21 protein-coding genes and 3 pseudogenes are annotated in these 23,798 nt (G+C 60.9%); 12 read left to right on the forward strand and 12 right to left on the reverse strand.

The window, feature by feature from the left end; genetic code table 11:
* Positions 1 to 327 precede the first annotated feature (327 nt).
* Positions 328 to 921, reverse strand: coding sequence for a DJ-1/PfpI family protein (locus tag NKH17_RS30900; protein WP_254819857.1), 594 nt, complete (start codon positions 919 to 921; stop codon positions 328 to 330).
* 153 nt (positions 922 to 1,074) lie between these two features.
* Entirely contained in the window at positions 1,075 to 1,776 is a 702-nt protein-coding gene (locus NKH17_RS30905) for a GntR family transcriptional regulator (protein ID WP_352739437.1), read from the reverse strand.
* Between the two features lie 186 nt (positions 1,777 to 1,962).
* Here NKH17_RS30905 and NKH17_RS30910 point away from each other — a divergent pair, with 186 nt between their 5' ends.
* From NKH17_RS30910 to NKH17_RS30920, 3 genes are read left to right on the forward strand one after another with little or no spacing between them, the layout of a single operon-like run.
* Positions 1,963 to 3,189: an iron-containing alcohol dehydrogenase gene (locus NKH17_RS30910; RefSeq protein ID WP_352808433.1), complete on the forward strand. Its 1,227-nt coding sequence runs from the start codon at positions 1,963 to 1,965 to the stop codon at positions 3,187 to 3,189.
* Between the two features lie 18 nt (positions 3,190 to 3,207).
* On the forward strand, positions 3,208 to 4,695 hold the full coding sequence (locus NKH17_RS30915) for an NAD-dependent succinate-semialdehyde dehydrogenase (protein WP_352808434.1): 1,488 nt from the start codon (positions 3,208 to 3,210) through the stop codon (positions 4,693 to 4,695).
* Positions 4,696 to 4,703: 8 nt separating this feature from the next.
* Positions 4,704 to 5,525 carry an alpha/beta hydrolase gene (locus tag NKH17_RS30920; RefSeq protein WP_352808436.1) on the forward strand — a complete coding sequence of 274 codons (822 nt, stop codon included), beginning with the start codon at positions 4,704 to 4,706 and terminating at the stop codon, positions 5,523 to 5,525.
* Here NKH17_RS30920 and NKH17_RS30925 read toward each other — a convergent pair whose 3' ends face one another.
* The 6 genes from NKH17_RS30925 to NKH17_RS30950 all read right to left on the reverse strand — a co-directional run bounded on the left by NKH17_RS30925 (position 5,526) and on the right by NKH17_RS30950 (position 11,992).
* A complete protein-coding gene (locus tag NKH17_RS30925) occupies positions 5,526 to 6,275 on the reverse strand; it encodes a ribonuclease activity regulator RraA (protein WP_352509053.1) in 750 nt (249 codons plus the stop codon).
* Positions 6,276 to 6,297: 22 nt separating this feature from the next.
* On the reverse strand, positions 6,298 to 7,461 hold the full coding sequence (locus NKH17_RS30930; protein ID WP_352808437.1) for a mandelate racemase/muconate lactonizing enzyme family protein: 1,164 nt from the start codon (positions 7,459 to 7,461) through the stop codon (positions 6,298 to 6,300).
* A 32-nt stretch (positions 7,462 to 7,493) separates the two neighbouring features.
* Positions 7,494 to 8,591 carry an ABC transporter ATP-binding protein gene (locus NKH17_RS30935; RefSeq protein ID WP_352808438.1) on the reverse strand — a complete coding sequence of 366 codons (1,098 nt, stop codon included), beginning with the start codon at positions 8,589 to 8,591 and terminating at the stop codon, positions 7,494 to 7,496.
* Positions 8,592 to 8,601: 10 nt separating this feature from the next.
* Complete coding sequence (locus NKH17_RS30940; RefSeq protein ID WP_352808439.1) at positions 8,602 to 9,492, reverse strand: carbohydrate ABC transporter permease; 891 nt, start codon at positions 9,490 to 9,492, stop codon at positions 8,602 to 8,604.
* On the reverse strand, positions 9,489 to 10,448 hold the full coding sequence (locus NKH17_RS30945; RefSeq protein ID WP_352808440.1) for a carbohydrate ABC transporter permease: 960 nt from the start codon (positions 10,446 to 10,448) through the stop codon (positions 9,489 to 9,491). Before NKH17_RS30945 ends, NKH17_RS30940 begins: the two co-directional genes overlap by 4 nt.
* A gap of 65 nt (positions 10,449 to 10,513) precedes the next feature.
* Complete coding sequence (locus NKH17_RS30950) at positions 10,514 to 11,992, reverse strand: ABC transporter substrate-binding protein (protein WP_352808441.1); 1,479 nt, start codon at positions 11,990 to 11,992, stop codon at positions 10,514 to 10,516.
* Between the two features lie 209 nt (positions 11,993 to 12,201).
* Here NKH17_RS30950 and NKH17_RS30955 point away from each other — a divergent pair, with 209 nt between their 5' ends.
* The 7 genes from NKH17_RS30955 to NKH17_RS30985 all read left to right on the forward strand — a co-directional run bounded on the left by NKH17_RS30955 (position 12,202) and on the right by NKH17_RS30985 (position 19,998).
* Entirely contained in the window at positions 12,202 to 12,912 is a 711-nt protein-coding gene (locus NKH17_RS30955; protein WP_352902478.1) for a GntR family transcriptional regulator, read from the forward strand.
* A gap of 54 nt (positions 12,913 to 12,966) precedes the next feature.
* Entirely contained in the window at positions 12,967 to 14,133 is a 1,167-nt protein-coding gene (locus NKH17_RS30960) for a mandelate racemase/muconate lactonizing enzyme family protein (RefSeq protein WP_352808442.1), read from the forward strand.
* 55 nt (positions 14,134 to 14,188) lie between these two features.
* On the forward strand, positions 14,189 to 15,550 hold the full coding sequence (locus tag NKH17_RS30965) for a mandelate racemase/muconate lactonizing enzyme family protein (RefSeq protein WP_352808444.1): 1,362 nt from the start codon (positions 14,189 to 14,191) through the stop codon (positions 15,548 to 15,550).
* Positions 15,551 to 15,567: 17 nt separating this feature from the next.
* Positions 15,568 to 16,767 carry a mandelate racemase/muconate lactonizing enzyme family protein gene (locus NKH17_RS30970; RefSeq protein WP_352808446.1) on the forward strand — a complete coding sequence of 400 codons (1,200 nt, stop codon included), beginning with the start codon at positions 15,568 to 15,570 and terminating at the stop codon, positions 16,765 to 16,767.
* Positions 16,768 to 17,253: 486 nt separating this feature from the next.
* Entirely contained in the window at positions 17,254 to 17,466 is a 213-nt protein-coding gene (locus tag NKH17_RS30975) for a DUF892 family protein (protein WP_352973237.1), read from the forward strand.
* An 859-nt stretch (positions 17,467 to 18,325) separates the two neighbouring features.
* Positions 18,326 to 19,195, forward strand: coding sequence for an MBL fold metallo-hydrolase (locus NKH17_RS30980; protein WP_352808450.1), 870 nt, complete (start codon positions 18,326 to 18,328; stop codon positions 19,193 to 19,195).
* Positions 19,196 to 19,545: 350 nt separating this feature from the next.
* On the forward strand, positions 19,546 to 19,998 hold the full coding sequence (locus NKH17_RS30985; RefSeq protein ID WP_352808452.1) for a YidB family protein: 453 nt from the start codon (positions 19,546 to 19,548) through the stop codon (positions 19,996 to 19,998).
* A 76-nt stretch (positions 19,999 to 20,074) separates the two neighbouring features.
* Here NKH17_RS30985 and NKH17_RS30990 read toward each other — a convergent pair.
* The 4 genes and pseudogenes from NKH17_RS30990 to istA all read right to left on the reverse strand — a co-directional run.
* Positions 20,075 to 20,494, reverse strand: a pseudogene (locus NKH17_RS30990) (transposase); the annotation flags it as partial.
* A 73-nt stretch (positions 20,495 to 20,567) separates the two neighbouring features.
* The gene (locus tag NKH17_RS30995; RefSeq protein ID WP_352807086.1) at positions 20,568 to 20,744 is read right to left on the reverse strand and encodes a hypothetical protein; all 177 of its coding nucleotides are present in this window, start codon (positions 20,742 to 20,744) and stop codon (positions 20,568 to 20,570) included.
* 724 nt (positions 20,745 to 21,468) lie between these two features.
* Positions 21,469 to 21,618 (reverse strand): annotated as a pseudogene (locus NKH17_RS31000) (ATP-binding protein); the annotation flags it as partial.
* A 14-nt stretch (positions 21,619 to 21,632) separates the two neighbouring features.
* Positions 21,633 to 22,667: pseudogene (istA, locus tag NKH17_RS31005) on the reverse strand (IS21 family transposase); the annotation flags it as partial.
* Here istA and NKH17_RS31010 point away from each other — a divergent pair.
* Both NKH17_RS31010 and NKH17_RS33540 read left to right on the forward strand, forming a co-directional pair.
* Positions 22,635 to 22,757, forward strand: a complete 123-nt coding sequence (locus tag NKH17_RS31010) for a hypothetical protein (RefSeq protein WP_352808454.1) — start codon at positions 22,635 to 22,637, stop codon at positions 22,755 to 22,757. The pseudogene istA and the gene NKH17_RS31010 overlap by 33 nt on opposite strands.
* A 747-nt stretch (positions 22,758 to 23,504) precedes the next feature.
* Positions 23,505 to 23,654 (forward strand): hypothetical protein, encoded by a 150-nt coding sequence (locus NKH17_RS33540; RefSeq protein ID WP_502895639.1) that lies wholly within the window; start codon positions 23,505 to 23,507, stop codon positions 23,652 to 23,654.
* The last annotated feature ends 144 nt before the right edge of the window (positions 23,655 to 23,798 follow it).

The following is a 23,798-nucleotide window of genomic DNA, read 5'->3' on the forward strand; positions in this document are numbered from 1 at the left end:
ATCAATCATCACGCATCATATAAAGCAGCAACGTCGGGTACTCAAGCGGTGCGACTTCCGACAGCGGTGCGACTTCGTAGCGTCGTAAGCAGATGAGTTGTCCGGATTAGGTTTCACACGAGTTGTCCGATCACTCGTATGCGAGTTTGGTTTCCCTCACCCTTTGACTACCGACAAAGTTGCGCAGGGCCGACGGGACCGTTATGGCTGCGCTACGTAAGGGACGTGCCTTCCGGAAGCTTATCAGCTCGGGAGACTATCGGCAGAAGCTACGGACGCTGCAGCAAGGACCGACGCACCCCCTTTGAGATGCGTCGGAGCAAAGGTCTACGCGTGGCGGATTTCGGTTCCCAGCACCTTCAGGCATTCGCGGATGAACGCAGCAAGCGCCGTCCAACCTTTTGCCGAAACCATCGTCCCATCCACATATGCCTCCGTTGGAGACAGGTCGATATAGGTGCCGCCCGCAAGCGTCACCTCCGGCTCGCACGCCGCCAGTGCGCCGACCTTCTTGCCACGCACGACCCCATCTACCGCGATCAGGATCTGCACGCCGTGGCAGATCGTGAAAATCGGCTTCTTGCTTTCGTGGAAGTGACGCACCATCGCCTGGACGCGCTTGTCCGTGCGGATGTATTCGGGCCCACGACCGCCAGCGCAGTAAACAGCGTGGTATTGCTCCAGCTGCTTCTCGGCGTCGGAGAAGGTCTTGTTGATCAGTGCATAGTGACCGAGCTTTTCGGTGTAGGTCTGATCGCCCTCGAAATCGTGCAGCGATGTTTTGATCAGGTCTCCAGCGCTTTTGTCTGGGCACACGACGTGAACGGTGTGGCCCACCGCTTCCATAGCCTGCTGGTAGACGAAGATTTCGTATTCCTCGGTGAATTCACCGGTCAGCATCAGGATCTTTTTGCCTGGCATGGTACTTCCTTTCCTGTGAGAACGGGGCCGGGCGAGACCTGTACTCGCCCGGTAAGCTTGAGTTTCTAGAAGGCTGAATCGGGGAAGTGGTCTTCGTTGGCACTGGCCTGCGTGATGATCGTCGATGGCGGGTACGGGGACATCGCGACAGTCTCAGTCGAACGCCAACAACAAACGGTCGCGGGAATGCTCGATATGGCGACGCATCGCCTGCTCGGCAGCGGCAGGATCGGCCGCAGCGAAAGCGGCCAGAATGGCCTCATGCTCGTCAAGCGCCTCCTCGGTGACGCGCGAATGGAACATCAGGCGAAATATGTGGAAGTGGGTATGCTGGTGAGCCAGTGTCTCGCGCACGAGTTCGTTGTTGGCGAATTCCATGACCTTGTCATGGAAAATGGCATCCTGGCGGGCGAAGTTGGAATACCGCAGGCGCTCGTCCTTGCCCTCATGGCGCGCCATGACGCCGGCGGATTTCTGAAGTTGTGCGAGCTTTACCTCATCCATGAGCACCGCCGCCTTGGCTGCACCATGAGGCTCTAGCAGCAGGCGAAGCTCGTAGAGTTCGTCGAACCGTCGTTTCGTGATCTGCGGCGCAGCGCGGTAACCGATCAGATGCGTCTTCAGCACCAGGCCTTCGCCCTCGAGCCGGCCGAGCGCCTCGCGGATCGGCGTATGGGAGACGTTGAATTCCTTGACCAGGCTGTCGACCGTGATGCGCGAACCCGGCGCAATCTTCAGCGACATGAGTTGCGCAAAAATCGCTTCGTAGACGTCCTCAACCAGGCTGCTGGAGCGCTGGATACGCCCGCCGCCGAGGTTCGTATCGTCCGCATTGAGTAAGTTAATGGCCTGCATGTTTTGCCTCTTGACACATTGAGTTGCTAACACGATGCTCCGGCCAATGCAATCCTATATCATATACGATTTAATAGAGGATCATTTGCCGCCGTTAGGAGACGAAACAATGGCGCTAGCGGTGGCCCTGCGGGAGCAACGTGCCGCGCCCGCAGCCTTTCCAGACATCATCACAGGATGCAGGTCATGAGCCTTTACGCTGCCATAAGGCTGCCGCGCGAAATCCTCTTCGGGAAGGGCCAACGCCACGTCATTCCGGTTGTCGCAGCCAGGCTCGGGCGTCGCGCGCTCGTCTGCACCGATGAACGTTTTGCCGCAACGGGCCCGTTCGCAGAGATTGTCGCGGCGCTGCGAGCCGCCGCAATAGATGTGCTGGTGCATGACCGAGTGCTACCCGACGTTCCCCGAGACACCGTTGCCGTCTGCGTCGAGGAGGCGCGGAAGTTCGCGCCCGACATGGTGATCGGCATTGGCGGCGGCAGTTGTCTCGACATGGCCAAATGCGCCGCGTTGCTCATCAGCCACGGCGGTCAGCTCCAGGATTACTACGGCGAATTCAAGGTGCCCGGTCCAACGCTGCCGTTGATCGCGGTGCCGACGACAGCCGGAACCGGCTCTGAAGTGACCCCGGTTGCCGTGATCTCGGATCCGGATCGCACACTGAAGGTCGGCATCTCCAGCCCTTATCTGATCGCGGCCGCAGCCATATGCGACCCTGAACTGACGATGACATGCCCGCCGGGATTGACGGCGATCGCAGGCGCCGATGCGCTGACGCATGCAATCGAGGCCTTCACCGCCGCCAGGCGCGGAACCGATCCCGGCCTTCCGCAGAAACATGTCTTTATCGGCAAAACCGCCTTGACCGATCATTTCGCCCTGCTGGCGATCAAGCTGCTTGGCCGAAGCCTTGAAACGGCATACCGCCGGCCCTCTGACGAGGACGCCCGGGCCGACGTGATGATGGGCGCACTTGCAGCCGGCTGCGCGTTCGGAACCGCCGGCACGGCGGCAGCGCACGCCGTACAATACCCGGTCGGCGCGATAACCCACACCGCTCACGGATTGGGTGTCGCCACCATGCTGCCATACGTCATGAAGTACAACAGAACAGCCGCAGCGACCGAGATGGCCGAGATCGCCAGCGCGCTCTGCCTCGACGGAAAAGGCCGGACGCCCGAAGAGCTGGCCGACGCGACTATTGGCGAGGTCAGTCGGCTGTTTGGGGCAATCGGGATCACCCCCTCGTTGGCCGAGCTAGGGCTGCCCCCCGACAAGCTCGATTGGACGGCGGAACAAGCGATCGGTATCGAGCGCCTCATCAAGAATAATCCGCGGCCATTCGATTTGAGGTCCATGCGACGCCTCGTCCAGGCCGCCTTTGATGGCGACCTCGCCAGCTGCGTGGTGTAAACAATCGGGAATATCGAGATGAACACGTTTTCACAGGTTCTGTCGGATGATCAGGGCGTCAGCGACTTCCACACAATCTCGCAGGGGCTCTATATCGACGGCCAATGGCGGCAGTCCGCGGATGGCAGGGTAATTCAGGTCATCGATCCCTCGACGGAAGCCATCATCGCTGCCGTACCCGATGCGACCTTAGAGGACGCGGCCGCCGCCGTTGACGCCGCTGCCAAGGCAGCCCATGGCTGGCGGACAACGTCGCCGCGAAAGCGCTCCGAGATCCTCCGACGCTGCTTTGAACTGATGACGGAACGATCGGAAGCGCTGGCTACTCTCATCGCATTGGAAAATGGCAAGGCCCTGCGGGATGCCCGAGGCGAGATCGCTTACGCCGCGGAGTTTTTCCGTTGGAATGCCGAGGAGGCGGTTCGCATTACCGGTGAATTCGGTACTGCGCCTTCCGGCACCAACCGCATCGTGGTCGACTACGAACCGATCGGCATCTGCGTCCTGATCACGCCCTGGAATTTTCCTGCCGCAATGGCGACGCGCAAGATCGCGCCGGCACTTGCCGCTGGATGTACGGTGATCCTGAAGCCGGCCAGCGAGACACCCCTAACGGCCTACGCGCTCGCCGCGCTCTACCAGGACGCAGGCGTTCCGCCGGGGGTTGTCAACGTCCTGACAACCTCCAGTCCCGGGCCTTTGACAGCCGCCATGTTGGCCGATCCGCGGGTGCGCAAACTCTCCTTCACCGGCTCGACGGGTGTGGGTCGCGCTCTGCTGGCAGAAGCTGCCAAGCATGTGGTTTCGTGTTCGATGGAACTCGGCGGCAACGCACCGTTCATTGTGTTCGACGACGCCGATCTCGAAGCGGCGCTCGATGGTGCAATGGTGGCCAAGATGCGCAACGCCGGCGAGGCCTGCACGGCCGCGAACCGCCTCTACGTGCAATCCGGCATCTACGAAGCCTTCTTGGATGGCCTCGAGAAGCGGATGTCGTCGCTCAAGGTCGGCCCTGGCACTGATCCGGACACGGAATGCGGGCCAATGATCACGAAAAAGGCGGTCGAGAAGATAGACCGCCTTGTCATCGACGCGATCGCACGCGGCGCGCGGGTCATGTGCGGCGGCTCAGTCCTGGCCGGACGTGGCTTCTTCTACCCTCCGACAGTGCTTCGCGACGTGCCAGGCGAGGCAAAGATGGCGCATGAGGAAATATTCGGGCCGGTGGCGCCAATCTCCAGCTTCGAAACCGAGGCCGAGGTCATCGCGCGCGCCAATGACACTGAGTATGGGCTTGCTGCCTACATATACACGCGCGATCTGGCGCGTGGCATGCGGGTGGCCTCCCGGATCGAGGCCGGGATGATCGCTCTGAACCGCGGGCTGATGTCCGATCCGGCAGCCCCCTTCGGCGGCGTCAAGCAGAGCGGGCTCGGCCGCGAGGGAGGGCAGCATCACGGCATTGCGGAATTCATGGAGGCGAAATACCTCGCCATCAGCATGTGAGCAGAAGAATGCAAGGCGACCCCTTTCGCATCCGCGACCACGTCGCGGAATTTGACGAAATCGTGCAGGACTTCGTTGATCGCAGCGAGGCCGCCCGCGCCACTATTGCGATGACCGCGGACGTGGCCTACGGACCGGATCCGACCGAAACCATGGACCTGTTCTTCCCCGCGGGCAAAAGAACGGCCCTGCCGGTGCACATCTTTGTCCATGGCGGCTACTGGAGAATGTTCTCCAAGTGCGATTATTCATACATGGCGACGACGATTACCCAGGCCGGGGCTATTGCCGTCATCCTTGATTACGCTCTGATGCCCAAGGTCAGAATGGCGACGATCGTCGACCAGGTGCGCCGCGCCAAGCAGTGGGTCCTGGCCAAAATCGCCGATCATGGTGGAAACCCGATGGCCCTGACTGTCAGTGGTCATTCGGCAGGAGCACATCTTGCAACGTTTCTGTTCGAGGGAGAGCATACCCCCTCGAATGTGAGGGCAGCCCTTCTGTTGAGCGGGCTCTATGATTTGAAGCCGCTCCAGGATTCCTTTCTCGCCAACGAGATTGGAATCACCGACGAGGAAGTCGCCATGTTCACACCTCTCGCTTGTCGGCATGATCCTCAAACCAGGACGACGGTTCTGGTCGGAGCCAATGAGACGCCACCCTTCCATCAGCAAGCCGATCGATTCAAAGCAAGCTTGCTGCGGCAGGGATCGTTGGTAACGTGGCATGTGCTCCCGAACCGCAACCACATGGACAGTGTCAGAGATCTTGGCGTGCCGGGGACTGAGGCTGCCGATTGCCTGGCAAAACTGATCGCCAAGGCCTGCTGACTAACTCGGGTTCTCGGGGCGGTTTGTTTTGCGCCACTCCTCGTACTCCCCGCGGGCATCGTCATGCAACGGATAGTAGCGTTGCAACGGCCCGCCCTCCATGAGCTTCGCTCGCGAGAACTCCTCCCAATCGTGATGCTTCTGTGATTCTTCGATCACCTTCGGGGCCATTACGACGGGAAGCACCACCACGCCGTCGTCGTCGGCGACGATGATGTCGCCGGGGATCACCGTGACACCGCCGCAGGCAATCGGGACGTTGACGGCATTGGGATAGATGCTGGTCTGCACATGATAGTTTGGCGTCCAGCCGCGCAGCCATAGGGGCAGGTCGAGCTTTTCGACATTGGGCCGGTCGCGCATGCATCCGTCGATGACGATACCCGCCCCACCCCTGCCCTTGAAATAGGTCGACATCATATCGCCGAAGACGCCTGAGCTCATGTCGCCGCGCGCGTCGACCACGACCACATCGCCCTCCTGCGCGTGATAGAGCACGTGCCGGTGCAGTTGCGTCTCCGGATCGGCATATTCTCCCTCGGTGAAGAGGTCCGGTCGCTGCGGCAGAAACTGCAGCGTCAGCGCCGGCCCGACGATCGACTTCCCGTGGTTTTGCGCCACCGGACCGACCATGTGCGGATTGCGGAAGCCCATGTGGCCAAGCGTGCCGGCCACCGTCGCGGCGCCGATCTCCCTGAGTGCGTCGATCAGGTCTTTAGGCGGCCGCATGATGTCGGAAGTATGCGTCATTGTGGACTCCGATTGAATGGAACTACCAGTTCGTAACAGAACCGTCGCGGCGCCTAAGGTGAGGCGCTTCCCAGAAACGCAGACTTTGCGCCTGGACCGCAACTTCGTTGACCTCGACGCCGAGCCCCGGCAGATCGCCGACCGGGTAATCGGTCCCGTCGAGCCGTGGTTGCACGGGGAAGAAGTCGGAATTGTCGAAGCCCAGCTTCGTTTCGGGTGCCCTGGTCTCGAGCCACGCGAAGTTGGGTACCGCTGCAGCGAGATGCACGGTCGCGGCCGTGCACACTGGACCAAGCGGATTGTGCGGCATCAGGTCCACATAATGCGCCTCGCTCCAACCAGCGATTTTCATCGCCTCGGTGAGCCCGCCGACATTGCAGACATCGATCCGGTTGAACTGATGGATGCCGCGCTCGATGTAGGGCAGGAACTGCCACTTGCTGGCAAATTCCTCGCCGATGGCAAAGGGGATGTCGGTCATCGTGCGCAGTGATTCATAGGCCTCCGGCGTCTCGGCCCGTATCGGCTCCTCGAGGAAATCAAGCACGCCGCGGCCGAGCCTGCTGCAGAAGCTCGCCGCCTCTGCCACCGACAGCCGATGATGATAGTCGAGGCCGAGGACCACGTCGCCGCCCAGCGCCTCGCGCGCCTTGTTCAGCATACTCGCGGTAGGGCCGATGGACTCGCGCGGCTCGAAGATGTCCTTGCTGTTTTGCCCGAAAGGGAAGAAGCGGATTGCCTGCCACCCCTGTGCGCGAAGTTCGCGTGCCCGTTCGATGGCAACATCGCCTTCGGCCTCGTCGCCGGTCGAGGCGAAGGTGGGGATGCGGTCGCGCTGTTTGCCGCCCAGCAGCTCATAGACCGGCACGCCCAGCGCCTTGCCCTTGATGTCGTGAAGGGCGATGTCGATGGCGGAAATCGCCGCCTGAAGGACTCGCCCACCTTCGAAGTACTGGCTGCGGTAAACCTCCTGCCAGATCCGTCCGATCTGCATCGGGTCGCAGCCGATGAGAAACTCGCGATAGTGCTCGACCGCGCCGGCCACGGCCCTCTCGCGACCACTCAAGCCGCTCTCGCCCCAGCCGAAGATGCCTTGGTCGGTCTCGATCTTGACGAGCATCTGATTGCGGGTTCCTACCCACACCGGATAGGGCTTGATCGCGGTGATCTTAAGCTTCTCAGTCATCCAGCCCACGTTTCACGCGCATTCGCCCTATCTCAGTTGGCCTTGAGGGCCATTTCAGTTTCGCCGTCGAACAGATGCATCCGCACCTGGTCGAACTCGAGCCAGATCTGCTCGTCGGGCGCGACGGCAATGTTCGGCGGCACGCTGACGTTGACGATGGCGCCGGACAGGAACGCCTGAACGAAGGTGACGTCTCCGGTCGGCTCCACCGTGTAGGCCTTGGCTGGGACGCTGCTTGGCACAGCACTCTTGTGGAGCTTGATCGTCGAGTGACGTGCGCCGAGCACGACTTTCCTGGTCGTCGCTTTCGCCACCTTCTGGGCATTGCGCGCTGAGAGCTCAAGGCGCCAGCCCTCGGCGCCGGTCAACACCGTGTTGCCGTTTGCCATCGAGGCCTCTAGCGGAATAAGGCTCATCGCCGGGCTGCCGATGAAGCTGGCCACGAACATGTTCACCGGATGGGCAAAGACCTGCGCCGGTGAATCGTATTGCTGCAGGTAGCCGCCATTCATCACTGCCATCTTGTCAGCCATGGTCACAGCTTCGAGCTGGTCGTGCGTCACATAGATGATCGTCGCCTTGAGGTCCTGGTGGAAACGCTTGATCTCTGACCGCATCTGCACGCGCAGTTTGGCATCGAGGTTAGACAGTGGCTCGTCCATGAGGAACACGGCGGGGTCGCGAACGAGGGCACGGCCAAGGGCCACACGCTGCTGCTGTCCGCCCGAAAGTTCGCGCGGCTTGCGCTCGAGCAGATGCGTCATGTCGAGCACTCGCGCCGCTTCCTTGACCTTCTTGTCGATCTCGTCCCTGGGGAGTTTGCGCATCTGAAGCGGGAACGCCAGGTTCTTGTAGACTGATTTCTGCGGGTAGAGCGCGTAGTTCTGGAACACCATTGCGATGTCCCGATCCTTGGGGTCGAGGTCGTTGACCACCCGCTCGCCGATGATGATGTCGCCCGATGTAATCGGGGTCAGCCCGGCGACGAGATTGAGCGTGGTTGTCTTGCCGCAGCCTGAAGGGCCGACGAGCGCAACGAACTCGCCGTCATTGACCGTCAGTGAGACGTGGTTGACAGCTTTGAAGCTGCCATAGCTCTTGACGAGATCTTGGAGGACCACGTGGGCCATCGGCAACTCCCTAGTGCTTGACCGCGCCTTCTGTAAGGGCGCGTACAAAGTATCGTTGCAGGACCAGGAACAGCACCACGACGGGCACGCTCATCATGAAGCTCGCCGCCATCAGGCCCGGAAAGTCCGTCGTATTTTCCGAGAAGAAGCGTTGGATGCCGACCGGCAGCGTCAACTGCTCGTTCTTGGAGAGGAAGGTGTAGGCGTAGATGTACTCGTTCCACGCGCCGATGAAGGAATAGATTGCGGTGGCGATGATCCCCGGCGTCGAGAGCGGCATCACGATCATGATGAAGGCCTGGAACCGTGTGGCGCCATCAATGCGCGCCGCCTGCTCAAGCTGCACCGGGATGTTGTCGTAAAAGCCCTTGAGCAGCCAGATCGCCAGCGGCAGGCCGAAGGTGAGATAGGTGAGGATCAGCGAGCCGTGCGTGTTTATCAGACCGATGGCGCGCATCAGGATGAAGAGCGGTACGAGAAAGATCACCGCCGGGAACATATTGCGCAGCAGCACGGCAAAGAACAGGAAATTCCGGCCGGGGAAACTGAAGCGCGAAAACGCGTAGGCCGCAGGGACAGCCACGATCACAGAAAGAATTGTCGTGACGGTCGACACGAAAAGGCTGTTCCAGAAGAAGCGGAGGAAGTCCTGGCCGACGCTGTTCTGCGGATCGAGCAGTTTCTGGTAGCTGGCGAGGGTAGGTTCGTCCGGCCACCATTGCGGCGGGAATTGTGTCGCCGCGAATCCGGACTTGATCGAGGTGATCAGCATCCAGATCATCGGCAACGCGGTATAAAGCAGCATGAACACGAGGAATATGCGCCCGGCCCACCGCCATCCGTCGACGCGCATGCGGCGACGGGCCTTGGCTCGAGGGGCTGTCTCGGCAATCGTGCTCATTCGCTCCCCTCTTTCCGCTCGTTGCCGCTTAACGCACGGACGTAGAAGTAGCCCAGCGTCATCAGTGTGAGGAACAGGAGCACCGAATAGGCCGATGCCACGCCCCAGCGCTGCCGTCCGAAGGCGAGCTCATAAATGTGGGTTATCCAGATATGCGATGCGTTCGACGGCCCGCCGCCGGTCATGATCCAGGGGATGATGAAGGAATTGAAGTTGGCCACCGCGAGCAGCAGCATCGTCACCACCGAGACGTTGCGCAAGTGCGGGAAGGTGACGTGCCAAAAGCGCTGCCATGCATTGGCACCGTCGACTTTTGCGGCGCGCAGCAACTGGTCGGGGACTGTCTGCAGGCCGGCCATCATCATGATCATGGCGAACGGAAACTCGCGCCAAATATTGACGACGATCAGGGAGGGCAGCACCGTGCTGACATTGTCGATGAAATTCGGCGGCTGGTCGGCCAATCCGAGGCCAACCAGCACCGCGCCGATGATTCCGAAGTCCGAATGGTAGATCCACTTCCAGATGTAGGAGGCGGCGACGGCACTGATGACCCAAGGGATGATCAGGACAGCGCGCAAGACGCCACGGCCGATGAAGTCGCGGTGGAGCGCCAGCGCTGTGGCAAACCCCAGGACAAAGGAGATGAAAGTTGACCCCAGTGTCCAGATCAGTGTGTTCCAGGTGACTTTCCAGAACACCTGACTGGTGAGGATGGTCGTGTAGTTGTCGAGGCCGATGAAGGTCTTATCGCGGAGCTGCAGGCCAGGCGGTGTCTTAAAGAACGACAGCTCGACCGTGTAGTAGATCGGATAGGCGATGACGATGAGCATCACGGCGATCGCCGGCAGCACGTACGCGTAGTCCGCGCGATGCTGCCAGATCTTCCGCAGCGCGCCGGACCTGCCGGGTTGCACTCTTCGGCGAGCCTCGGCCTTGCCGGTTACGATCGTCACTGTGGGGTGCCCTTATTCTTCGGAACGAACCGGCTGGACCATCGACCCAGCCGGTCAGGCTTGCGCTAGAGTCCGCCCATCAGCTCTCTCACCCTCTTGGCTGCGTCGTCCGCTGCCTGGTCGACGGTCATCGCTCCGGTCAGGGCGTTCTGCAGCATGTCCGGGATGATGATGTTCATGATCTCGGGGGCCTGCGGCAGCGCTGGGAACGGGATGCCGTATGGCAGCATCGACGTCGTGACATCGAGGAACTTGATGTTGTCCAGACGTTCCTTCATCCACTTGGTCTTGAAGCCGTTGAGGTTGCCCGGATTCGAGCCGGCGTACGCCATCTTCAGCGACCATTCAGGGCTCGTCCACATGCAGATGATGGCCTTTGCAGCCGGCTCATCTACCTTGCCGCCCTCGACATATTCGGGCTTCAGGATGTGAATGTTCGAGCCGCCGAACACGACGGCGCGCTTGCCGTCGGGACCGGTCGGGATCAGGCCGTAGCGCATGTTGTCGATGACCGTCTGCGCCTTGTCCTTGTCGGTGCCCGTCGCCTTTTTCTGCAGGTCGAGCATCACGTTATAGTCGGACGGGTGCGAGATCATCATGCCGAGCTGGCCGGCGACGAACAGGGGCTGATTATCGGCCTGCTGGTTGGTGAGTGCCGAAACCGGAACCGACTTGTCGCGAACATACATGTCGTAGGAGGCTTGCAGCGCTGCCTTGCTTTGCGGGCTATCGAGCTGGACCTGCTCATAGGTCGGGTTCGGCGTCGCTTCGTCGAAGACGCCGCCGCCATAGGCCCACAGCTGTGGCATGAAGCGGTACGGCGTATTGCCGGCATTCTTGCGAGCCACGAGGCCATATCCGGCAATGCCGAGCTTATCGTGGATCTGCTTGGAATACTTGACCACGTCGTCCCACGTTGCCGGCGGCTTGTCCGGATCGAGGCCGGCACGCTTGAAGATGTCGGCGTTCCAGATGAACGCCATCGTCTCGTTGTTGGTCGGAATACCGTAGGTCACGCCCTCCCAGGTCACGGCCTTCATGGCGCCGGGCCAGAAGTCCTCGGTCGTATACCCCACATCCTCGGGCTTGAGCGGCTGCAGATAGCCCTTTGAGGCGAACTCGGTACCACCCAGGATTTGCAGGCGGACCGCCATCGGCGCGGCATTGCCCAGGAGCGCCGTGCGGAACTTGTCGAGAAGGTCGTTATAGGTGAGGGCTTGTTCCTCGAGCTGGATGTTCGGATAGGTCTTGCGGAACGTCTCGAAGAAATCCTTGTAGTACTGGCGCAGGAGGTCGGGGTCGCCCTCGAACACGCCCTGATACCAGAAAGTCAGTCGCCCCTTATAGTCGAGCGGGGTGACCTTGGCGCAATCGGCCGCCGTGTCAAAATCCTGTGTGCCCGCAATCGAGCGCACATATTCCGGCGACCACTTGCTCAGGTCGACCGGCGGTGCACCCAGCGCCGATGTAGACGTCAGGGATGCCATCAAAGCAGTGGCGACAGTGCCGCGCAGGACGGCACTGCCGAGGGCAATTCTCGTCATAGGTATCCTCCCTGGTTCTCCCATGCCGCCCTAAAGCGGTCCTTGCTCGTTTCGATCGCGAGGATGCTTCTTTCAGATCAGTGTATCCGCTCGATCACTTGGTACGTTTTCAGATCATGGATTGCCTGTCAACGCGCAGAATCGTACATTGTTTGCGAAAGCCGTGTGTGATATCGGGCGAGGTATGTATTAAAATGGGGAGCCCGGCCTTGGCCGAAACAAGCGATTTCAAAGCGATGCCACCGGTGGGGACCGATCCCATCGGAGCCTCCAGCGAGGGCGCCTCGCTTTATGAATTGATCCGGGAAGACATCATCGAGGGACGGCTCGCCGCCAACGAACGGCTTGTCGTCACCGATCTCGCCCGGCGTCACGGCACCTCGACCAATCCTGTGCGCGAAGCCCTACAGTTGTTGCGCGGGGAAGGGTTTGTCACCTTTGTCGCCAACCGCGGGGCGCGCGTCCGACCCATAGATCAGGATTTTGTCAGGGATATCTACGAGATCGGTGTTCTGATCGAGCCAGCCCTGACACGATGGTTTGTGAACATGGCTACCGGCGAGGACATCGCCGAACTCGAACGTCTCCAGGGCCTGATCGAAGAGAACAATTTCGCCGACACATTCAGGCACAGTGAGCTGGATACCGCTTTCCACACCGTGATGTACCAGCGGCACTATAACCGCCACGCAGCCGAGCTTTGGTGGAAGCATCGCGAAGTGCTGCGGGCCGTGAGCCGTCGTTTCAATTTCACGCTGGCGCGACGTGCCGCGATCATGCGCGAGCACCGCGAACTCATCGCGCTAGTGAAGGCGGGAGAGGCCGACAAGGCGGCCGAACTCGTTTCCCGCCATGTCGAGGGTTCGGGCCGGCATATTCTGGAACAGATGCGAGCGCGCAACGCGGCTCGGGCCGGATAGAATGTCCACTCCAGAACATCGTTAGCTGACCATTTTCAGGCAAAGGTAGTTGAGATGAAAATCACGAGCATTCGGCCGTGGCTGATCAAGTCCGATGCTTCTTACTGGGGAGAGTTCCTGTTCGTCGAAGTGACGACCGACGAGGGAGTGAGTGGCTGGGGAGAGATCACCACCACGACAAGGCTCGCCAACCGCGCTCTCTGCACGATCCTGCGGCAGATCGGCATCGCCGTGACAGGCGAGGATCCGGCGCGCATCGAGCATCTCTGGCACAAGATCTTCCGCAGCTTCACCTACATGGGTAGCCGCGGCGCCGCCGTCGAATGCGTGAGCGCCATCGACATAGCCCTCTGGGACATCAGGGGCAAAGTCCTCGGCAAGCCGATTTACGAGCTGCTGGGCGGGCCGGTACGCGATGAAATTGCGCTCTACACCCATCCCAACCAGGCCAAATTCACCAGCAAGGAGGCTGTGGTCCGCGAAATTCTAGACATTGTCGAGTCCGGACACACTGCGCTCAAGTTCGATCCCTACCCCCACCAGGGCCGCAGCGCCGATGGCCTGGCCCGCGAACAGCGGGACGGCTACCTCGATGGAAGCATGACCCGCAAGGACGAGCGCGAAGCCGCCGAGCTCACGGCTCTGATCCGCGAAACGGCAGGACCCGATGTCGACATTCTCATCGATGCGCATGGCCGCTTCGACGTCCCCACCGCCATTCGCCTCTGTCGGAGTCTCGAAGAGGCCGGCCAGATCGACTGGTTTGAGGAGCCCTGCCCGCCCGAGAGCCTTAACGCCCTCAAGCAGGTGCGTGAGAAGGTCAATACCGCTATCTCATGGGGCGAGCGCGGCCACACGAAATGGGATTTCGTGCCGGTACTTGAGAACAGGCTCGCCGACTACATCATGCCCGACGTTACCTGGACCGGCGGCATTACCGAACTCAAGAAAATTTCTGCGCTCTGCGAAGCCTACTACGTGCCGGTCTCGCCACATGACGCCGCGGGACCAATCAACGTGGTTGCGGGAGCGCAGGTGATGATGACCGTTCCCAACTTCTACAAACTCGAGACATCGGAGTGGAACCTGGGCAAATACGATCACCTGATCGACAGACCACTCGACATTTCGAACGGCAGCCTCAAGCTGACGTCAAAGCCTGGTCTCGGCATTGAGATGGACCGCGACTACCTGCAGGCCCACAAGATCGAGCTGGGCTAGCAACACTCTGTGCCGGCGCCCGGTGCGCGGCGACAAGCCGAAACGAGGATAAGTCATGGCAAAGACAGGTGGCGCCGACGAAGCGCTCAATCGGGTAAACACGAACTCCAAGCCATCCCAGCTTCGCATCACCGACATGCGGATAGCCGAAATCGCCGGCGCGCCGTTCACCTCAACCCTGCTCAAGATTTACACCAACCAGGGCATCGTCGGGCTTGGCGAGGTGCGCGACGGCGCCAGTGCCACCTACGCGCTGATGCTGAAGAGCCGGCTGCTTGGCGAGAACCCTTGCGACATCGACCGCCTGTTTCGCCGGATCAAGCAGTTCGGTGGCCACGGCCGGCAAGGCGGCGGCGTCTCGGCGGTCGAAATTGCGTTGTGGGATCTCGCCGGCAAGGCCTACGGCGTGCCCGTCTACCAGATGCTCGGCGGCCGGTTTCGGGAGAAGGTGCGCGTCTATTGCGACACCGACGCTACCGTCCCGAGCGGCACCGAGACCGGCAAGCGCCTCAAGCAGCGCATGGCGCTCGGCTTCACCTTCCTCAAGATGGATCTGGGGCTGATGCAGATTGCGGATGTGCCCGGTGCGGTCGTCTCCCCTGCCGGTTCACTTGAAGGGTACCGTATCCATCCCGGCCGCGGCCCGGTCAAGACCATGGAGGAGCGGCGCGCCCGCAATACCGCTTACGATTTGCATAACGTCCCCCATCCGTTTACCGGCCTCCACTTTTCCGACAAGGGCCTCGACCTGCTTGAGCAGTACATTGCCGAGGTTCGCGATGTTATCGGCATGGATATTCCGCTCGCCATTGACCACGTCGGCCACATCTCGCTGCAGAACGGTATTCGCCTCGCCAGGCGGATTGAAAAATACGTGCCGGCCTGGCTCGAGGATGTGATCCCATGGCAGTACACCGAGCAGTATCGGCAACTGCAGGCCGCCACCACGGTGCCGATCTGCACCGGCGAGGACATCTACCTTAAGGAGGGCTTCGAGCCCCTGCTCAAGAGCGGCGGCCTCTCCATTATCCACCCGGACCTGCTCACCAGCGGGGGCATCCTCGAGACCAAGAAGATCGGCGACATGGCCCAGGACCACGGCGTCGTAATGGCCATCCATATGGCCGAAAGTCCAATCGCGGCAATGGCCGCGGCACATGTCGCGACCGCGACCGAAAACTTCATGGCGCTCGAATACCACTCTGCCGATGTCGACTGGTGGGACGATATCGTCACCGGCGTTCCCAGGCCGCTCGTGAAGGACGGCTTTATCACTGTTCCGGACAAACCTGGCCTGGGGATTGACGACGTCGTCGACGAGGTGATCTCGCAGCATCTGCAGCCGGGTGTCACCGGCATCTGGCAGCCCACGGATCACTGGGACAACGAGTATTCCTGGGACCGCACCTGGAGCTGAGGCGAAAAGAACCGAAGATGAAGATCACCGACCTCCGCTGCGCCGTCATCGGCAAACATCCCATCGTCCGCATCGTTACTGACGAGGGCCTCTATGGCCTTGGCGAAGTCGAGTTCACCAAGACCTACCTCAAACCCTGGGTGCTGCATTTCCGCGAGGCGCTGATCGGCGAGGACCCGACCGACGTCGAGCGGGTGATGTTGAAGATCCGCCAACGCGGCTCTTTCAAGCCCTATGGCGCGGCGGTAAGCGCTATCGAGCATGCGCTGTGGGACATTGCCGGCAAGGCCGCAGGCGTGCCGGCCTACAAACTGCTCGGCGGCAAGGTGCGAGACAAGGTGCGCGTCTATAACGGCTCGATCCGCCAGAAGCGAACGGGGGACCGGCCGGAGGATTACGCCGCTGACGTGAAATGGATGATGGAGCAGCCGCAGAACTTCTTCATGATCAAGCAGGGAATCTCGTTCCACTCCAACATGAAGGACACCATCGAGGGCTTTCACTATGGCGTGACCCAGAAGAAGGCTGGCTATCACGGTGCCATGGATCAGGGCGTGATCAGCGAGCGCGGTTTCAACCACATGCTCGACTGCGTGATCGCGATGAAGGAAGTGATGGGCGACAAGGTCAGCCTGGCGCTCGACTGCGGCCCGGGCTGGATGCTGCCCGATGCGATCAAGTTCGCTCGCGCGGTCGAGAAGTACAATTTGATGTGGCTCGAGGACATGCTGACCGGCGACTATGTGCCCTGGGTCAATCCGCAGGCCTATCGGGAGCTGACCACCTCCACCTCGACGCCAATCCATACCGGCGAGCAGATCTACCTGCGGCACAATTTCAAGGAGCTGATCGAAAGGCAGGCGGTGCGCGTCATCGGCCCCGATCCGGCCGATATTGGCGGCATTGCCGAGCTCAAATGGGTCGCCGAGCACGCCTATATGCACTCGATCCTGATGGCACCGCACGGCACCGCGAACGGCCTTCTAGGTCTCGGCGCGCTGATCAATGTCTGCGCCACCCTGCCCGCCAACTACATCGCGTTCGAATACCCGAGCGCCTCCGACCCGTGGTGGGAGGACCTCGTAATCGGCCTGCCGTCGCAGATCGTGAAGGACAGCATGGTGGACCTGCTGGAAGCGCCGGGGCTGGGCCTCGACATCGACGCCGAAGCAGCCAGGAAGCATCTCCGGGAAGAGGATGCGGGCTTCTTCGACTGAACCATGCTTCTTGGGCAACTCCGCACCGAGTGGACTGATTCTCGCAAATTCCCTGGTGCTCAATGCCGCGCCACTCGCGCGCCAGTCGAATGAGCGGTGAAAAGCTTGCCGGCAATCAGGCGTGGACGCGTTGGTCATCGATTTTAGCGCATGAATCGCGGACCCTACCGGCACTTTCCAATGCCTTGGCAGAACGCCATGTCTTTCTCGGACTGGCGGAAGAAAGAATGAGGCACGGGTATGGACCAGGTAGTCGGACAGGCTCTGGCTACTTTCGCGCATCCAAAAAAGCCTCCCGGCATGGGCGCGCACAGAGGGGCCGTTGTTGGCCGAGCCGGGAAGATAGGTTTCTTCCGAAACGGGAGATCGGGCGGGATTCAGAAGGAGAAATGCGATGAACACAAACTTCAACTCGGAAAGCCGTGAGATATTTCCTGGAGGGCCTCGATGAGGAGCACTCCACTCTCAAGGACACTTGCCTTGTCGATGGTTGGCAGGGCGGCAGCCTTGGGACATTCGATGGCCGTCGACGAGATCATCAAGAACAGCCTAGCTTTCGCATTCGAGAACTACGAGATTGCTGCTTACAATTCGCTGCTGGTACTCACCGAGGCCGGTGGCTCTCAGGATCCCGAACGGGTCCTCAGGCAAAATTTGAGCGAAGAAAAAGCCATGGCTAATTGGCTGAAGGAAACCTGAGCGACGTCACCTTGCGGTAAGCGAAGTTGCGCGAAGCTGGTGAAACCGCAAAAAGCTAATCCAACGTCGCGGGGCGGGCGTTCATAACGGATGCTCCCGCTTGCGGTGTGTCGCAACGCAATCAGCGCGTCCGGTTTGCCGTGAACAGATCTTGCTGACGCACCAGTTCGTCCGCGACGGGCTGACGGAGGCGGCGTGTGCCATCCGCGTGGGTGGCCGAAAATAACCCCACCTCTGCGAAGATGTCCCAGATAACCTGGACACCTGCCGATCGGGCCGCCTCTCGGCGCCCAACTTGACCAGTCATAGGTCCCGGGAGCCGTTTCGATCAGGGTGCCACCGCAGTCCGTCGCGCGGATGGTGCGAAGGCCGAGTTCGGCGCAGCCGCGGTAGTCGCCCAGGGCATGCAAACTTTGCGAGGTCGCACGAATAAGATCGAGGCGAACCCCGTCCTTGCGCCGGTGCGAGGAGCACTCAAAACCTGCCATGAAAAACTGGCGAAACGCGAAGCTTGCGGAGCCGGAGCCTCCACCTGGTGCTCGTCCCTGCGCCCCACTTCACTCATTCGAAGTCTCCTTTCAGCAGTCGGCTTCGAACTCGGCCGCTTGTTAGGACCGGGAACCGCGTTGGCGAAATACCGCATCCAATCGGGCGCGCGCCATCTTTGTTGCTCAGTCCAGCTCGTCCTTGCGTGACCGGGTAATGCGGAACCGATTGGTCGAGCCTTTGTTCCTGTGGTGGACTGTCCGGAGCTGGGTGGCGAATGAGGAACAAGCAGGGCCGTGCCAAGTTCGGGGCGATACCACCGCCGCCGATCGACTCGAGCGGCTGCTCAGCAACAAGAGAGGCACGGGATCACATGACCGTTCAGATTCGACTTTCCGAGATCGACCACGCCAGGCGCGAGGATCGTGGCGACGGCGCTTGGAGCATCGCACCGGACTTGGGCTATTTGCGGCTAGCAATCGTCAATGTCGTGCTCTTCGGCGCACCGGGCAGCGGAGATCGGAACTGGATGCTGATCGATACCGGGTTGCCGACGTCCCGCAGCAGCATTCTTGCGGTCGCGGAAAAGCGGTTTGGCACGAACGCACGGCCGGCCGCGATCATCCTGACCCACGGCCATTTCGACCATGTGGGAACGGTCCTAGACCTCGCGAACAAGTGGGACGTCCCTGTCTTCGCGCATCCACTCGAGCGCCCCTATTTGGACGGAACCGCATCCTATCCGCCACCGGATCCCTGGGTCGGGGGTGGACTGATGGCGCTGCTTTCGCCGCTTTTTCCACGGGGGCCAATTGATCTTGGCAACCGTTTGGAACTCTTGCCTGCCGACGGATCGATCCCCGGAATGCCCGGATGGCGATGGCTACACACACCCGGGCACGCTCCTGGGCATATCTCGCTCTGGCGCGAGGAGGACCGCTCGCTGATCGTAGGGGACGCTTTCATCACCACCGGTCAGGAGTCAGTCTATGAGGTCGCCGTTCAGGATCTTGAGATGCACGGTCCGCCGCGCTACTTCACGCCGGACTGGGATGCGGCGGAAAGATCCGTGAAGCACCTGGCTGCCCTGAACCCGCAGATGGTCATCAGTGGACACGGTGCGGCTGCTGCGGGAGTGGGCATGCGTCAAGCTCTTGACAGCCTGGCTGAGCGGTTCAGGGTGTTCGCCGTCCCGCCGAAATTGAAATTCGTGCGCGAGCCGGCGGCAGTCCAAGGTAGCTGAGGCTAACCGAGCCGCCGTCGTTCTGAAGTATGGTCAAGTTGGGCAGACTCTATCTCGAGCCCGTAGAGTTACCCGTCGGGTCGCGCGCCCCATCGTCGCCGACAAACTCTGACAAGCGGAACAAACCCGGGAGGCGCCGAGTTAGGGCGTTCGATCGGCGCAGGGCGACTGCGGCCAAGCGCCCCGAAGTTCTGCGTTCAGGAGAAGACGTCAGATGGAAAACGAGTACCCCGAAGGACGCGTCCTCTCCGCCGGCGAGCCGACCGGCAAGAAGTTGTTCGAGCCCACACGCGTCGGCATCCGCCAAGACTTGCGATTCCCTCATCGGCCAAAACCGTGGAGGAGACCAAATGGCAAATCCGGGAAGATTGGCGATCGCGATGCTTGGCGTTCTGGCATACCAAAATCGCGACAAGCTCTGTGAATTGATTCCGGGAGCGGGGTATCTTAACCCAAACGACCCGCAACGCAGAATTCTGGCTCAGATAACGAATGGCGTGTCGAGGGCTGACCTTGGTGAGATCCTCGACCGGTTCAGGGAGGTGGGGGCAGGATCGAAGGTCGACTCGTGGGTTGGCAGCGGGCCAAACCAACCGATCGAGCCAAGGGACGTCGAAGCGGCAATGGACGAAGGTACACTCACGTCAATCTCGATGCAGACGGGTCTTTCGCGCGAGGAGCTAATCAGAAGGATTGCGCGGGATCTACCCGAGACAGTCAACGAGATGACGCCGAATGGTGAATGGCCGCCTGAGCCGACACAAGGCTTGGATAAGTCGACCCTGCTCGACAATGTATCCTAGGGGACACAGCCAGGAATGCAGCCGGCCAAGGCGAGTTCCAGGGTGGCAACTCTACACCGGGGACGCTCCTGCGCGGTGCCTTCATCGGCTCGCGAAGCTCGCGGTCGTCCGGCCTGCTGGTCTCGTAGCGAACCGTCATGCGGCAACAGCCGATGGCTTTACACGCCCGCCGTTCGCTCATCCCGAAGCCTTCCTTCAGGCGAGCGACAGCTTTCCGCTTGGCCGCGGGCGTCACCATTTCTTTCCACAAGATCCTTCAACGCGGCATTGTCGAGCATGGCGTCGGCCAGAAGCCGCTTCAGCCGCGTGTTCTCGTCCTCCAGAGCCTTCAGTCGCCGAGCCTCGGAGACATTCATCCCGCCGAAGCGGGCCTTCCAGTTGTAAATCGAGGCGTCGCTGACCTGGTGCTTGGGCACAGATCGGCAACCGATATCCCGCCCTCATGTTCCTTCAAAATTCCGATGATCTGCTCTTCAGAGAAGCGGCTACGTTTCATGTCCTGGCCTCTCGAGGGCCAGAACGAACTTCAAACCGGCGGCGGGCCCTCCTGATTACGAAGTGCCATGGGGTCACTCTTTGTGGGCCCGATCAATTTCATCAAGCAAAGACTTATGCTCGTCCGGCAGCTCCTGTTCTACCGGAAGATTTAGCGCTCTGCGAAGGTAGTTGCGGACGGCTTCTGACGTGACCCACCGTCGTACAAGGTCGGCAATAACCTTCTGTTTCCTTCTGTCGACCTCAACCATGGTCGATCCTGCATACGAACAGGATAGAACCTTCTGGCGAGAAGATTTGTTCCTTGTCTATTCACGGAGATCGGGCAGGACGGCGCGCCCGCTCTTGCGGGGTCACAATGAGCAAAATTCCTGGAATGCTGGGCGGGAACGTTAGGCGGATTAATGAGGCGCGGAGCTGAGAACTACTCCCGGCCGTCGAAGCACACGAACAGGCCAGTGGCGGAAGCTACCTCAAGGATAGCCTCAGTTAGCTCTTCGTCAGATGCCCACAGATTAGGCGCAGTCACACGGACTCGTTCTATTGCAGCCTTGATCGAGACAATGTCTCCGCGAGCCGCCCCGTTCAGGAGTGCAGCAATAGCCTCATGTAGAGTTGGATTGATAATTTGAACGACACTCATCCGACCATCCCCAAGGGGCACGCCGAAGAGACGACAGTACTCTCTCCCTGACCGACATCAACAGGATGTAAGAACCGTACAATGCTGAGCCGTAACCGTCAGGAATGTTGGTAGAAATTTCTGAGCGGGGGATCGGATAACTGGCTCGCGCGGCGCCCCCCGTGCCCCTCTTGATCCACGCAGTGCGGCGCGTTTGGGCTGCCCCATGTCACAGGCAAGGCCTAACCAATTTCGTTAGCGTGAGTGGGATTGTGCATCGCTTTGCGCCATGCGAGGGGCTGTCAAGCGAAGTGAGGATTTGACCCCTTGGACGAAACCAAGAACTGACCCCCTCATTGTTTTGCTGTTTCGTTGGTCTCGAGCGTCGTTCCGGCGTCCTGCAATAGGCCGGAACGACGCTTTTCGCGAAGCCGGTAGCTGTTACCGTGGATGGTGATCACTGTCGAATGATGAAGCAGGCGATCAAGGATCGCGGTCAGCTTCAGCCGGTCGAGCATTACCAACATCTCGTGATCGACCGCCGTAAACCCCAGCTGCCTCCCACCAGCGCCTCATATTCGGCCAGTGGCCGCAACAGAGCGGAAGGTGCAACGATCTCCGCCAATTGTACCGGCGCAGCAGCGCCGAGCCGGCCGGCAAGATGCGCGCGCTCGACAATCCGTTGGCGACGTCCCCCGCACAAGGCATGATCCGCCACCACCTCGCCCGCGTGACGCACGATAACGCGGCCGCCCAACACCACGACTTGGACGCTCTCCCCGATCAGCCGCGAGGAAACCGGGTAACTGTTCGTGTCCAGGTCGATCGCGCAGTCCGCCTGGACCTTGCGCACGAGATCCCGCAGCTGCCCAAACGGCGCCCGTCCCCCAGAGGGCGAAGCGCCCCAGCCTCTTCGGCAAGGCGCTCCGCAGGAGCCGCGCCGGTCGTGCCATGCACACGCTGATCGGCAATCCCGCGCGTCCACCGGTCCAGATGCGCCTCGAACGCCGCCCAGTTCTCGACCGGCGGCCAGCAATCGCATTGCGCTTGACGTAGCCGACCTCGCGTTCGTCCTTCCCCTTCATACGCGCCCTGTAGGGCGCACAAGCCCGCGCCGTAAATCCCAGTAGCGGCCAAAGGCGTGCAGCCGCATGTTGAACCGCACCTCCCGCGTCGTCGCATCGTGATGTTCGACCAGCGCCTTCGGGTTGTCGAACAGTACTTCCCTTGGAACCCCGCCGAAGCTAAGGAAGGCTCCTTCCACCCCCTCGAACCAGTCCGCCTGGCGCTCCCGAAGCGAGGGAGGGATATGCAGCCGACGCGAGTAACCCAGCGTTGCTACAAACAGGTGCACCCGAACACGCTCGCCGCCGATCCACGCCCGCGTGTCGCCAAAGCCGATCTGCATCTGATGTCCCGGCGCCGTCTCAAACCGAACCGTCGCGCGCTTCTGGGCCCTCAACTCCCGACGCCAACCCTGCACCCGAAGCTCTAGCGAACGAAGCCCTATGACGATCCCATGTTCGCTCTCCAGTTCCTGGCGCACCACATCGTCGAGAGCATTGTAGACGTTTCGTCGCTGACCGCGCTCGTCACAGCGGAATTCGACATGGGCAGGAACTTGTTTTGGGCGATGACGTAGATGACGCCCATTGCGCCAGCAGGTCGGCCGCCTGAACCTCGCTCATCCGGTGGCGCAAGAACCGATCATTGTCATAGTTTTGGCGCAGAACTTCAAGTTCACGAATTCGCTCTCTTCGCGGAGGCACTTTCCGCCGACATACTCTTCGGTAGCAGGCCGGATCAAGAAAGAAATCTGCCGGCGCAATGCTATCGTGCACGATGCCCAGGAAGAGAGCGAGACGACTTCTCTGAATCGCACGCCACGGTACGCCAAGGCCTTGCACAAGGCTGAGCGCGGTTTATTTCCAAGGCGGCGCGGCGCAAGGCCTCGCCATCCAAAGCGCTTGCTTCATGTCGAGGCTGTTGAGAGGTTCGTTGGCCGGCATGCAATCACCGCCCCCGCCGAGGGCATGACGGCGGCTCGATTCGAAAAGCAATCAACGAGCGGAGAGGCCGTCGCGTTCCTTGTGACTGTGGTGGTGGTGAGACACGAGGCTCAATGCGGAGCGCCAGCGGCCGCGATCAGCGCCTCGTCGAGAATCCACTTCAGCTTCGCCGAGCGCTGGGAAGCTTCATTTGCTTGCCGTTCGGACGTGCCTGGAACGACAGGCAGCGGCCACAGTATGCCATGCGGGGCAGCTTCAATATGTCGCCGCGTGGGATGGGGAGGAAGCGCGCCAGTGCCAGTGGGGCTTTGTAATGGAGCGCGCAGCGGCGAGCCCGTTGATCGGCTCGTCTCGCGTCCACCGGACAGCGCTACTGGCCGCTGCATGTTGCACAGGCGCGGAAGAAGCTCGAACGCCGAGGCTTTACCCCAAGCCAGATCGACGCCGAGATCAGCCGCTATGCGACGGCGATCGGCCGCATCCTTCAATCTCAAAAGCAATGTGGCTCAACACTAGATTGTGCCGCATGAGCGAGGGAGCGAGCATATCCGTCCGCGAAGCGGAACGGAGTGGGGGTGTGGGGGGGCCGGGCCCCCCGGATGGGTGGGGGTTACCGAACGGGGCCCCGCGGGGGGCAGATTCTTACGCCCCCGCGTGATGGCCCACTAGCGCGC

The sequence above is a fragment of the Mesorhizobium sp. M1334 genome (assembly GCF_040317995.1).
Taxonomy (GTDB): Bacteria; Pseudomonadota; Alphaproteobacteria; order Rhizobiales; family Rhizobiaceae; genus Mesorhizobium.